Genomic DNA, 13,127 nt, shown 5'->3' with positions numbered 1-13,127 from the left:
AATGACTGTACAACCTTTTTTTAAGCCTTCAATTCTAGCTTTGGCTGTGGCGTTTTCACTTCCGGTGGCAGCTCAAACACCACCGGATGCTGGACGAATTTTACAAGATAGTTTGCCGCAAACACTTCAACCACTTGCGCCTTCAGTGGACTTTACCGTTGAAGGTCAGCCTTTGACGGATGCAGAACCTGGAGGTGCGACAGTCAACTTAACAGGTATTCGATTTACCGGTAACAGCATATATTCTGCTGAAGCATTGATGGCTGTCTTGGGCGATGTAATCGGTAATGATTATGATTTGGCTGGTTTGCGTCAGCTAGCAAATCAAATCAGTATTCATTATCGCAATAATGGCTATCCTTTTGCCCGTGCCGTTATTCCCGCGCAAAACATGAGCGAAGGGGTATTGGTTATACAATTGATTGAAGGTAGATATGGTCAGGTCATTACTAGCGGTGATGCATCAGTGGCTGCGGATGCCTTGCCTTTTTTGCATCAGTTGAAACCCGGCAATGTGATTGAGTCGACTCAGTTAGAGCGTAGTACCTTACTATTGGGCGACTTGCCGGGTGTGCGCGTTGTTCCGGTGATGCGACCCAGTGCCGAAGTCGGTGCGGGTGATTTAGATGTTCAAGTGTTTGAAGAACCACAGTTTAGTGGCAGTGTAGGGTTAGATAATCACGGTAACCGTTTTAGTGGCGAGTATCGCGGTCAAACCGATTTGCGTTATAACCGTTTGTTGATGCTCGGTGATGAGCTCTCAGTCCGAGCGCTTTACACCAGTGAAGATACTTGGTTAGGTCAAGTTGGTTACTCTTTGCCGTTGGGGTATTCAGGTTTGCGTGGTAACGTCAGTTACGCGCATACGGATTATCAGTTGGGTAAAGACTTTAGTGCGTTAGGGGCAACCGGTCTGGCCAAAGTTACCAGTGTGGGTTTGAGTTATCCTATCCTCAGAAGTCAGCGATCGAATCTAGTTTTAGCGGGTAGTTACGATTACAAAGAGCTTAAAGATAATCGAACTCAAGATGATTTTAGCAGTAAAAAAACTGTGAATTCTATTCCAGTGTCGTTGCAGTTTGATCATCGTGATGGATTAGGCGGTGGAGGCATTACGTTTGGTAATCTTCAGATCACTTCTGGTCGACTGAAACAAAGTGATAATAATGATCAAAGTGAAAAATACTCCTTTACTAAAACCAACCTCCAGTTGGCACGTCTGCAGCGTGTAAACGATCAAATTACCTTATTTGGTAATGTCAGCACTCAATATGCAGATAAACGCGATCTAGACGGCTCGGAATCCTTCTCATTAGGTGGGCCAAATGGTGTGCGTGCTTTCCCTGTCGGTGAAGGATCGGACAGTCGTGGCTGGTTAGCGCAAATAGAGATGCGTTATGCGATTGATGCGCATTTTTCTCCCTATGCGTTTTATGATGCGGGTTCAACACCAAGAGGTGGCGTAGACAGCGATCGAAGAAATCTAGCCGGAGCGGGTATTGGTTTGCGCTACAACCGTGATGCCTTTAGCATGGATCTGAGCTCAGCATGGAAGATAGAGGGTGGTGAAGCAGATTCTGATGACAAGCAGCGAGATCCTAGAATTTGGTTTACAATGAACTACCGTTTTTAAAAATTAAGGACACACTCCATGCTAAAAAGCTTTGTAAAAACCGCTGCCTTGACTGGACTCATTGCTAGTGGACTAGCCTTTGCCCAAGAACCCCGTGTCACTGAATACCAAGACTGGGTGGGCGTTTGTGCGGATGTGCAAGGCCAAGAGCGCTGCGAAATTCAGCAAACCTTAAACATGGAAAATGAGCAAGGTAATGCTCGTCTTTTGCGTGCATCCGTTAACATGATGGACAACCAACTGGTGATGCAACTCTTGCTGCCATTGGGTTTAGATCTGCGTGCCGGAATTGTGATGCAAATTGATGAAGGTGAAGAGTTTGGTTCTGGCTTTTTGACCTGTGTGCAGGAAGGGTGTTTAGTTGCGTTTCCACTCGATGATGCGCGTCTTGCGGCACTGCGCGCAGGCAGTGTGACCAAAATTGGTTTTCGTCCCTTCAATACCAATGAAACACTGGTTTTAGAGATGTCCTTAATGGGGTTCACTCGAGCTAGTCAATCGGTTAAGTAGCGTTTGAAAGTGGCAGGAGATAGAGCTGAGATCGAAACGGAATCGATCTCAGCTCTTTTTTTATTTTTTTCCATATTTTTCAAATTCATGCTAAAGAAATCTCACTTAGCAATTTAAAATTTCTGGTAATTAAGTCCCTCTCTGTTATGATCCATTGAAGAATGTATTCACTACTATTTATATACATTTTTGTTTGAATTTTTGTAATAAGGTTTTCGTTGATGAGTGAAACACAGGGAAGCTTTGCCACTGCTCCAGTGGTAGGTATAGGTGCTTCTGCCGGCGGCTTAGAGGCACTGTCGCGTTTTGTATCTTCTCTTCAGCCTAGTACACATCTTAGTTTTGTTATTCTGCAACATCTTTCCCCTTCTCATAAAAGCATGATGGCTGAAATCTTAAGCCGTGAAACCGCACTTAAGGTTGTTGAGATGAAAGATGGTACAAAACCAGAAAAAGCAACCATTTATGTGGTTCCATCTAGTTTTAATGCGTCTATAAAAGATGGTGTGCTGCATCTTCAACCCGCAGAGCCGGAAGTCTTTCCTAAGCCATCTATTAACGAATTCTTTATATCCTTGGCCGCTGAAGCGGGAGAGAGTGCGGTCGGTATTGTACTTTCTGGAACTGGTTCGGACGGTACCGCTGGCCTTCGATCAATACAAGCCGCTGGCGGTATTACTATTGTTCAAACGCCAGATACAGCTAAGTATCCGGGTATGCCTCAGTCCGCTATTGAAGCGGGAGTTGCAGATTTTATTCTATCTCCTGATCAAATCGCCGCACGTTTACCTTTATTGATCCCCGCAAAAGCGGTTGATATTGATAAGGTTCCTGATAACGCTCTTAATCAATTGCTGGGTTTGCTGAAGAAACGATGTCAGGTGGATTTTTCCGGTTACAAGATTGGTACCTTAGCGCGTCGTATTCGCAGAAGAGTTGTCGCCACAGGTCATGAATCCACAGAAGATTACTTGCAATGGGTGAATTCAAACCCTGAAGAGTTAGACCTACTCTCAAGAGATATCCTTATATCAGTGACCTCTTTTTTTCGAGACAAAGATGCCTTCGCTGTGTTACGTGAAAAGGTGGAGGATATTTGTAATAAACGCTCGATAGATGAAGAAATTAGAGTCTGGGTTGCAGGTTGTGCGAGTGGTGAGGAAGCTTATTCCATTGCTATTTTATTTGCTGAAACCTTGGGGGAGAGAATTTTAACTCAACCTTTACAGATTTTTGCTACCGATATTGATGATGAAGCGTTAAATACAGCAAGGCGTGGATTGTATCCTTCAGCATCTCTAGCATCGCTTTCACAGGATAGGCTGAAGCAATTTTTTCGACCAGTGCAAAAATACTTCGAGGTAAATAAACGCCTTAGAGACATGATTGTTTTCGCACGTCACAACTTAGTAGACGATCCACCCTTTTTACGACTCGATTTAATTACGTGTCGAAATGTGCTTATTTACTTCGATAATCCCTTGCAGACACGTGTTCTGCAACGTTTTCATTTTGCGCTTAGACATCCAGGTTATCTTTTTTTAGGACGCTCTGAGAGCATAGTTCAAGCAGAGCAGTTATTTTCTGCTGATAATAGGCGAGAGCGTCTTTTTGTTAAGCAAGGCGACAGTAGTGTTTTACCTATGTTAAGTACTAAACCCAAGCGCTTATCGACACCCGTCAACAAAAAATCGGACCATGTCTCCACTTTATTAGATGCTGTTGCTACCTATTTAGACGCAACGTTGGCCTTATGTGATTCATCGGGTCGAGTGATTCATACCGTGGGTCAAGTCGGTCAATATTTTCACTTTCCCGTTGGAAATGCCTCCGCAACCGTCTCAGATGTCATTCTAAACACCTACCAGGGTGAGTTAATGGCATTGCTGCATCGCTTTAAAAAAACCAGTAAGCGTCAAATCGGTCGTCCTCGTTTTTTGGATGATAAAAATTTTCAGATGGCAGTGCTTCCGGTTTCCTTAAGGCTTGATGGATCCTTCGTGGTAATGATCAGTAACGTCGTTTCTAAGAAAGAGATAGACACACCTGATTTTCAGCCGCCACTGATTCCTGAATTGGAAATGGCGGAGGAACTTTCTGCCACCAGAGAGCACTTGCAGTCTTTGATCGAAGAGTTAGCGACCGCTAATGAAGAGATGCAATCTTTAAATGAAGAGGCTCAGGCAGCTAACGAGGAGTTGCAGGCAACGAATGAAGAGTTAGAAGCTGCCAACGAAGAGTTGCAAGCCACGAATGAAGAGCTAGTTAGCCTTAATGAAGAGATGAATGTTAAAACTGCTGAGTTAATGCAGTTAACCAACGAGTACAGTCATCTTTATGACGCGGTAGAGTTCCCAATCTTAGTGTTTGATGAGAAGGGGTGTTTACGTCGCTTTAATGCATCTGCTGGTCGTCGCTTTAACTTAAGACCGACAGCTATTATGCAAAATGTTGAAAGAATACGATTTCCGGAGCATCTAAAATCTATTCCTTCGCTAATGCAGTCCGTTCTTGCGCATGGCGATCGTGAAGAAGTCTTGTTAACTGGAGAGGGACGAACACTCCAGATGACCGTTACCCCAGGCTTGGATTTACATAATCGAATTCAATCCTTAGTGGTGACTATTCTTGATATCACCGATGTTGCACAGGCGCAATCAGAGTTAAAAGCATCACAATCTCGCCTGGATACCTTGATGGAAAACACCACGGTATTGATGGCCATGAAGGATCTGAATGGCCGATACCTCTTTGCTAATCGCCGTTTTCTGGAAGCTTTTAACCTAAGTTTAGATGATTACATTGGTAAAAATGATTTTGAACTCTTTCCCAATTCATTTGCGGGCAGCTTGTGGGCATGTGATCTTGAAGCGATACGAACAGGATTGGTTAAAGAGCAAGAACATACCTTTGAGTTGAAAGGTCGCAAGCAGATTTATAAAACTGTCCATCAAGTGCTTCGAAATAGCATAGGTCAGCCAGAAGTTATTATTACCGAGTCTGAAAATGTAACGCGTCGTCGCCACGCTGAAGATCAACTAAAGATAGCCGCTAGAGTCTTCGAAAATGCGGGTGAGGCCATTGCTATTACTGACGGCAGCGGTTTTATTCAATCTGTGAACGAAGCGTTTACCCGCATTACCGGTTATGACAGTGCTGATTCGGTAGGGCGCTCAATCGGGAGGTTACTCAAATCAGGTCGCCATAGTAAAGATTTCTATGAGCGCATGTGGTCAGAGTTAAATCATCGTGGCTACTGGCAGGGTGAAATCTGGAATAAGCGTAAGTCGGGTGAAGTCTATCCTGAATGGCTAAACATCAATCGAATTGAGAATAAAGAGAATGAAGTTGAATACTTTGTCGCAGTTTTTTCAGACATTACCGATTTAAAAGACTCTCAACGTAAAGTTGAGTTTTTAGCGACTCACGATACCTTAACCAATTTACCTAATCGTAATCTATTTCAAGATCGAATAGATCATGCGATTGCACAAGCACGTCGACATAAATCTAGTTTGGCATTGTTGTTTATTGATCTCGATAATTTTAAATCCATCAATGATACCCAAGGTCATCACGCTGGCGATGAGTTGCTTCTTGAAGCGGCAGATAGACTTAGAAGTGTTGTGAGAGATGTGGACACGGTCGCACGCATTGGTGGAGATGAGTTTACCGTCATACTGACTGAATGTGTCGTTGAGGATGCCGAAATCATCGCCGTTCGTATTTTGAATGAAATGAATCGTCATTTCCTTATTCAAGGTAGAAAGGTGTTTGTTTCCGCAAGTATCGGTGCAGCTTTTTATCCGCAAGATGCGGACGATTCATCGGGTTTGATTAAAGCTGCGGATACAGCCATGTATCGTGCTAAAGAGGATGGCCGTAATCGTTTACAACTGTTTAGACCTGAACATCGCACTCACATACTGAAACAGGCTGCGATTGAAAGTGCATTATATGAGGCAATACAACATAGAAACTTATATCTAGTCTATCAACCCAAGTTTGATGCTCATGATACGACTCGAGTTGTCGGTGCTGAAGCCTTGCTTCGCTGGAAGGATAAAACGCTAGGGCAGGTCAGTCCTTCGGACTTTATTCCCGTTGCTGAAAAAAGCACTCAGATTCTCGATTTAGCAAAACTCGTCGAGCAAATGTTGGTCAAACAATTATTCAATTGGAAGCATGAAGGCATTTTTTGTCCGCCCGTTGCCATGAATGTGAGTGCTAGATCCATTAGAGATAAGGGGTTTGCTGACCGTCTGCAAGGTTTATTAAAAGATAACCTTCTTCCACCTTCGTCAATTTTAGTAGAAATTACTGAAGGTTCTTTAATGACGAACGAGGGTGAAGAAGCGGACGGTTTACTATTGCTGCATGACATGGGCATTAAGCTTTCGGTGGATGACTTTGGTACGGGTTATTCGTCATTAAGTTATCTGAAGCGTTTGCCATTAACTGAGTTGAAAATTGATAAGACGTTTGTAGACGGTCTTGGTACTGATGAAAATGATGAGGCGATAGCCAAAGCTATTTTAGGGATGGCAAAAGCGCTAGGACTAAGGACCGTTGCTGAAGGTGTCGAAACACAAGAGCAATTAGCCTGGTTACAACATCATGGTTGTGATCAAATTCAAGGCTATTTTCTATCTAAGCCTATTAGCGCAGATGAGTTTGGAGCACTGTTGAAAAAATGAGTAGCTTACATCGTGGATTTCTTGATGATTGTGAGAAAGAGCAGCTCCAGTTTAGTGGTGCTATTCAATCACATGGGGCAATTATTATTTTATCCAAAGGCTTTGAACTGACCCATTATTCTGAGAATTTTTTGGGCTTTACAGGTCTTGATCCCTATGATTTTGCAGAATCTGTATTATCTAAAACATTACTTCCAGCGTTGTTCTCATATTCAAATACAGTGGGATATCGTTCTGAGCTTTATTCTGCACTTGATACCGATAAAGGAGGTTTTGATTTAATTATCACTCGCGGTGCGGAAAATGAACTGATTCTAGAGTTCTTCAAGCATCAACTGGATGCCCCAAAATGGGTTCTTCCACCAGGTTTTAAAGATATTTCAGATCTATCAAGCTTGCAGTCACTTCGTGAGCAGTTGGTGTCTTGGATAGCAGAAGTGACCGGTTTTGAGCGTGTCATGTATTACCAGTTCCTTGAAGGTGGTGATGGCGAAGTGATTGCTGAAGTATCAAAAGTGGCTTCTCGTGGCAGTTACTTAGGCTTACGTTTTCCTGCCAGTGACATACCACTCATTGCTAGACAGCTCTACCTGAAAAATCCATGGCGTGTTATTTCTGATGCCAAGGCAGAAAGCAACGGTTTATTGGGTCAAACGAGAGCAGATCTGACCTATTCAGATCTACGAAGTGTCTCTCCTGTTCATGCAATTTATATGCAAAATATGGGAGATCGTTCATCTTTATCCTTTCCGATTAGTGCTGGCCAAGAGCTTGATGCACTAATTTCTTGTCACAGCCATGAGTCACGCACTTTACCTCTGAAGCGTTTATCTGAGATTAAAGAGGTGGTGAATGAGTTTAATAGACTGCTTAGAAACACTATAACCACTCATCGTGTGCGTTTAGTGGATGAGATAGCATACAACACCAACCAAATGCTCAAGTCTCTTGAAGTGATGCATGAGCAAGAATCTCAGTGGCAATATTTTAGTGATTGGTTACTTAAGGAGTTTGATGTTGACGCTGTTGTTTGGTCTCACCAACAGTTATCGCTTAGTGCAGGTCTTCCTTTCGAACAGCCATTGATTGAACAACTTGAAGGTTGGTTCCGTTCACACTGTAATGAATTGGTGTTTTACAAAGATCGAATCAGAGAGTTGATTTCAGCTGATTTGTTGACCCATATAGCAGGTGCTGCAGGTTTACGTATTCGTATGAAGAACGGTACCAATGCTCATTTATTTTTACTTAGGATAGAGCAAGTGGATGAAGTGATATGGGGAGGTAATCCCAATAAACCTGTGGAATATCACGATGGCGTGCTGGGTATTGCTCCCCGACAGTCTTTTGGTAAGTGGATAGAAAAACGTTTAGGTTATAGCCGAGCTTGGGAAAGCGCTACTCGACTTCGACTACTGAGACTAAGAGATGAACTGCAAAGATCGTCAAATAGAAACATTAGTTGGTTTTCAGTAGATGGTTCGCAACATGAATAGAGATTTATTGGAAAATTTAAGACATCATACTGATCTGTTACATAGTCATCTGGATGGGCATAAAATTTTAAAAGTATTAGTGAATAATAAATTAACTACAGAGGAGTATATAACGTCACTACAAGCACTTTATCCACCTCAAAAAGCTCTTGAGATTAATCTCGTTTCGGCCTTATCACTTTATTTCCCATCTTATCAATACACGTTACGTTACCCATTGATTGAAAAAGATTTAATTCAATTAAATGAACAACCAGCCGATAACCCTATATTGGAACTGAATATTTCTAATCCATCAATGGCTTTAGGAATTCTTTATGTACTCGAAGGTTCAAAGCTAGGAGGGCGATACATTCTGCGTTGTTTGTCGGATAAACATCTTCCAACAGCCTTCTTTCAATCGGCTATCCATGACCAAGCCTCTGGCTGGAAAGGATTTACTGAATTAACAACAATTAAAAATATCGATGAAGAACAAGTAGTCTCTGCAGCAAAAGTCGCTTTTGAGTGTTTTATTCACTCATTGCAATCTATGTCTAGAAACCGTACACAAGGAATGAACTATGCTTAATCAATTCAAAGTAACGACACGTTTAATAGCATTATGTGTTTTTCCTATCGTTGTTCTGGCTATTAGTTATGTCATCGCGATTAAGGATATGCAAACCTTAAGCGAAAATACGACCCAAATGTATAACGAAAGTATCGTCCCTTTACGCGAGCTTAAACAACTTGCGGATAGCTATGCCGTGACCTCGGTCGATGCTTTTCAAAAATACAGATCAGGGCTGTTTTCACTTCAAGAATTGCGCACAACCCTATCGGATGCCGCAGAGGTAGGTGACCGCTCATGGAATCGTGTTTCCTCTGGCAATATGGATAATGAAGAGCGACGTTTAATTGATCGAATTCAGCAAGAACTGACGGCAGCAATGCGTTTAAAGGATGAGTTTTTGCAAGCTGCTGAACAGGGATCGTTGATCACTCTTTCAGATAGAGAATTTAATTCTCGATTGTTTGGCACTTTCGACCCCCTTTCTGCTGCTATTGATGAAGCTACTAACTATCAATTAATAGAAGCTTCAAAGCTGCGTGATGCAAGTGTGGAGCAATTTATTCGTGATCGTAATCTATTTATGATCATGGGAACGGTTGCTGCGCTGATCACGGCATTGATTGCCTGGAAAATCTCCATGTCCATCCAGCAGCCGATTAGTCGTCTGGTTAATACCATGTCTGACATTAGTAAACATTCAGATCTGACTTTAAGAACCAAAGTCGAAGGAACGGATGAACTTGCAGAAGTGGGTGAATCCTTTAACAAATTGATCGATCATTTTCAAAAGCTTATTCATAACTTGGCAGCCGCAAGTCAAACCTTGGCTGCTTCTGCTGAAGAGATGAGTGCCATCAGTACTCAAGTCAGCGGTAGTGCGCGCAATCAAGAAGATCAAACCACCATGATTGCCACCGCTATTAATGAAATGACTGCTGCTATCTCAGAAGTTGCCTCGAACGCTCAAAGTGCTTCCACATCTGCAGATCATGCCAATGATCAGGCTCGACAAGGTTTAACAAGAACACGTGAAACGATCAAAATGATTGAATCCCTGGCCAGAAATATCAGTGAGTCAGCTGCGCAAATTAGTGAGTTAGATGCTCAGGCTGACCAAATTACTGAAGTACTGGATATGATTGAATCCATCGCGGAACAAACCAACCTTTTGGCTTTGAATGCGGCGATAGAGGCTGCAAGAGCAGGTGATGCTGGGAGAGGTTTTGCGGTGGTTGCTGATGAAGTTCGAAATTTAGCAGGCAGTACCCGTCAATCGACTGAGCGTATCCAAGATAGCATCAGCAAACTTCAATCGGTTGCTAAAAAAGCCGTGCAACAAATGAAGCTTTCAAATGAAGCCGCACAGCAAGGTGTTGAAAATGCCAAAGTTAATGGTGAAACCTTTGAATCCGTCAGCGCTGCAGTGGGTACAATTGTGGATATGAATGTGCATATTTCATCAGCCACTGAAGAACAAACCGCCGTTGCCAATGATATCAATCAAAATATCCATACAGTGGTCAGTATCGTCAGTGAAGTCGTAGAAGGTGCTGAGCAAACATCGATAGCCAGTCAGCAACTATCAGAACTAGCACAACAGCTCAAATATCAAGTTGAGCAGTTTAAAGTATAATAACTAAGGGGTAGTTAATGTTCTTTGGAAAACCAGATTTATCGAAACGCTCACTTGATCAAAGTGTGATCGCTGTTGTGACCATTGATCCCGATAATATCGTTATCTATATGAATACTGCCGCTGAAAAGCTATGGGGATACTCAGTTAATGAAGTGCTGGGTAACAATGTGAAGATGCTGGTGCCCAAAATGCACCAGCCGAATCACGATAATTATGTCAATCGTCATCGCAACGAGGGCAATAATAAAATTGTTGGCTCTTCGGTAGAATTAGAGTTAGAAAAAAAGGACGGTTCCAAAACCTGGGCTAACATAACCCTTTCACAGGTAAAGCTTGGCAATAAACTTTACTACACCGCGTTTGCCCGGGATTGTAGCAAAGAGCGTGCAGAGCGTGGCATGGTGGAGCAAGTTCTCCATCAAGCGCATGATGGTGTGGTAACAATCAATTCACAAAACAACATCATTTTTGCCAACCCTGCAGCGGAGAAGTTATGGGGCTATTCTGCCAAAGAGATGTTGGGCCAGAATATCAAGATGTTGGTGGCTCCCGAACATCGTTCCAACCATGATAACTATGTTAATCGTAACCGAGACACTGGTGTTAACCGATTAATCGGTAAGCCGATAGAGTTGCCGGTGCATACTAAAAGCGGTGAAGTGCGCTGGGGTTTGATAACCTTAGCGAAAGTTGAAGTCGCTGGAGAAGTTTTATTCACTGCATTTGTTAAAGACGTCACTGACGAAGTGGCGAAACGTGAAGAAATTGAAATGTTGTCACTGGTGGCAAACGAAACCAGTAATGCCGTTATCATTACCAGTCCAAAAGGTGAGATTCTGTATGTTAATAGAGGATTTCAGTTGATGACTGGCTATCATTTAAACGAAGTGAAAGGAAAAGTTCCAGGTAAATTCTTGCAAGGACCTGAGACTAGTCCAGTCACTGTAGAACACATTAGAGAAAAACTATCCCGTCATCAGCCGTTTTATGAAGAGATATTGAACTACACTAAAGACGGTAAACCTTATTGGATAGCCATGTCGATCAACCCTGTGTTTGATTCAAATGGAAAGCTGTATCGTTTTGTGTCGGTTCAAGCTGATATAACCACCATGAAACAAGCCGCTAAAGACTCTTTAGATCGTTTAGATTTAATTAACGAGTCACTCATGGTAGTGGAATGGAATCCTAATGGTACCTTGGCTCATACCAATGAGCTATTCTTAAAGCGCGCGGGTAATCAAGAGACTGCGCGAAAAGCTTCAGATTCGATTTGGCAGCAGTTAAATGCTGAAAAATCACGTAAATCAGAGCTGGATAAAGGTAATCAAGTCAGTTTGATTGTAGAGTTTACCGATCATCATGGTGTTCAGCGATCATTCGATGCTCGTGTCTGTGAATTAAAAGACTTCGAAGGTAAAGTCACTCGCTTTGTCGTCTTTGGTGTTGATATTACCGATCGCCAAATTGCATTGAAAGAAACGCATCAAGCGATGGACGAATTGTTAAAGGTGGGTAATCAGATAGGTGATATCGTTGGTAGCATCTCGGGCATAGCAGGACAAACGAACTTGCTGGCGTTGAATGCTGCCATTGAAGCGGCTAGAGCTGGAGAAGCTGGAAGAGGGTTTGCGGTTGTGGCTTCAGAAGTCAGAGAGTTAGCCAGTCGTTCTTCAGAATCTGCAGGTCAAATCGGTGGTTTAGTGGGTGCAACTCGAACAAGAATTGATCAACTTGCGGTATCACTCGAGCGCATTAACGGTTAAAAGCTTAAATAAATAGGGGGCATATCTTGAGCACGCAGTTTCCTGAAGAGATTTCCAGTATTGGATGTGGCTTTTGCTATGTACCATTAGAATTTGATTTCAGCTTTGCATTTCAGCCGATTATCGACCTGAATGCTAAAGAAATTTTTGGTTATGAAGCCCTAGTTAGAGGGCCGAAGGGCGAATCTGCTTACAGTGTCTTGGAAAAAGTAAATGATGAGAATCGTTATGCTTTTGACCAAGCTTGTCGTGTAAAAGCAATTAGATTAGCGGCAACACTAAAACTTGATAAAGTACTCAGTATTAACTTCTTGCCTAATGCAGTTTACGAGCCTGCACATTGTATTCGTAGCACCTTGGCGGCAGCTAAAGAGACAGGCTTTCCTATTGAAAACCTGATGTTTGAGATCGTTGAATCTGAACAGGTCTATAATCGACAGCATCTAACCAATATTTTTAAAAGCTACGAAAAACAAGGTTTCATCACCGCGATCGATGACTTTGGTGCTGGTCATGCTGGATTGAATTTATTGGCTGATTTTTTGCCCAGTGTGCTAAAAATTGATATGGATTTGATAAGGGATATTGATAAAAATCCCACTAAGCAGATCATTGTTAGGCACCTGGTTGCCATGTGCAAAGAGCTTAGCGTACGGGTGCTGGCAGAAGGACTTGAAACGATCGAAGAGGTTGAATTTTTTCGATCGTTAGGGGTGTCTTTAATGCAAGGTTATTATTTTGCAAAACCCGGTTTCGAAGAACTTCCTGAAGTTGACTTTTCCATTCATTAAGCTTGACCTAATTTGTCACTAGAGATCACTACAGCTCATGTT

At 42.5% G+C, this 13,127-nt stretch carries 8 protein-coding genes; all 8 read left to right on the top strand.

What is annotated here, in order from left to right:
* The first annotated feature begins 1 nt into the window (after position 1).
* The 8 genes from F7R24_RS07995 to F7R24_RS07960 all read left to right on the top strand — a co-directional run bounded on the left by F7R24_RS07995 (position 2) and on the right by F7R24_RS07960 (position 13,085).
* On the top strand, positions 2 to 1,633 hold the full coding sequence (locus F7R24_RS07995; protein WP_151670730.1) for a ShlB/FhaC/HecB family hemolysin secretion/activation protein: 1,632 nt from the start codon (positions 2 to 4) through the stop codon (positions 1,631 to 1,633).
* An 18-nt stretch (positions 1,634 to 1,651) separates the two neighbouring features.
* Positions 1,652 to 2,143: an invasion associated locus B family protein gene (locus F7R24_RS07990; RefSeq protein WP_151670729.1), complete on the top strand. Its 492-nt coding sequence runs from the start codon at positions 1,652 to 1,654 to the stop codon at positions 2,141 to 2,143.
* A 221-nt stretch (positions 2,144 to 2,364) separates the two neighbouring features.
* Positions 2,365 to 6,840, top strand: coding sequence for an EAL domain-containing protein (locus F7R24_RS07985; RefSeq protein ID WP_151670728.1), 4,476 nt, complete (start codon positions 2,365 to 2,367; stop codon positions 6,838 to 6,840).
* Positions 6,837 to 8,336, top strand: a complete 1,500-nt coding sequence (locus F7R24_RS07980) for a phytochrome family protein (protein WP_151670727.1) — start codon at positions 6,837 to 6,839, stop codon at positions 8,334 to 8,336. Before F7R24_RS07985 ends, F7R24_RS07980 begins: the two co-directional genes overlap by 4 nt.
* Complete coding sequence (locus F7R24_RS07975; RefSeq protein WP_168926798.1) at positions 8,329 to 8,907, top strand: biliverdin-producing heme oxygenase; 579 nt, start codon at positions 8,329 to 8,331, stop codon at positions 8,905 to 8,907. Before F7R24_RS07980 ends, F7R24_RS07975 begins: the two co-directional genes overlap by 8 nt.
* Positions 8,900 to 10,525 carry a methyl-accepting chemotaxis protein gene (locus F7R24_RS07970; protein ID WP_151670725.1) on the top strand — a complete coding sequence of 542 codons (1,626 nt, stop codon included), beginning with the start codon at positions 8,900 to 8,902 and terminating at the stop codon, positions 10,523 to 10,525. The genes F7R24_RS07975 and F7R24_RS07970 overlap by 8 nt, the downstream gene beginning before the upstream one ends.
* 17 nt (positions 10,526 to 10,542) lie before the next feature.
* On the top strand, positions 10,543 to 12,294 hold the full coding sequence (locus tag F7R24_RS14950; RefSeq protein WP_151670724.1) for a PAS domain S-box protein: 1,752 nt from the start codon (positions 10,543 to 10,545) through the stop codon (positions 12,292 to 12,294).
* Positions 12,295 to 12,320: 26 nt separating this feature from the next.
* Positions 12,321 to 13,085, top strand: coding sequence for an EAL domain-containing protein (locus tag F7R24_RS07960; protein WP_151670723.1), 765 nt, complete (start codon positions 12,321 to 12,323; stop codon positions 13,083 to 13,085).
* Positions 13,086 to 13,127 lie beyond the last annotated feature (42 nt).

The sequence above is a fragment of the Nitrincola schmidtii genome, from assembly GCF_008973715.1.
In the GTDB taxonomy this organism is placed as follows: domain Bacteria; phylum Pseudomonadota; class Gammaproteobacteria; order Pseudomonadales; family Balneatricaceae; genus Nitrincola; species Nitrincola schmidtii.
This window is presented reverse-complemented; position numbering and strand designations above follow the sequence as displayed.

Coding starts and splice junctions, on each gene's coding strand:
- F7R24_RS07995 (WP_151670730.1), top strand. CDS start 2: ATGACTGTACAACCTTTTTTTAAGCCTTCAATTCTAGCTTTGGCTGTG.
- F7R24_RS07990 (WP_151670729.1), top strand. CDS start 1,652: ATGCTAAAAAGCTTTGTAAAAACCGCTGCCTTGACTGGACTCATTGCT.
- F7R24_RS07985 (WP_151670728.1), top strand. CDS start 2,365: ATGAGTGAAACACAGGGAAGCTTTGCCACTGCTCCAGTGGTAGGTATA.
- F7R24_RS07980 (WP_151670727.1), top strand. CDS start 6,837: ATGAGTAGCTTACATCGTGGATTTCTTGATGATTGTGAGAAAGAGCAG.
- F7R24_RS07975 (WP_168926798.1), top strand. CDS start 8,329: ATGAATAGAGATTTATTGGAAAATTTAAGACATCATACTGATCTGTTA.
- F7R24_RS07970 (WP_151670725.1), top strand. CDS start 8,900: ATGCTTAATCAATTCAAAGTAACGACACGTTTAATAGCATTATGTGTT.
- F7R24_RS14950 (WP_151670724.1), top strand. CDS start 10,543: ATGTTCTTTGGAAAACCAGATTTATCGAAACGCTCACTTGATCAAAGT.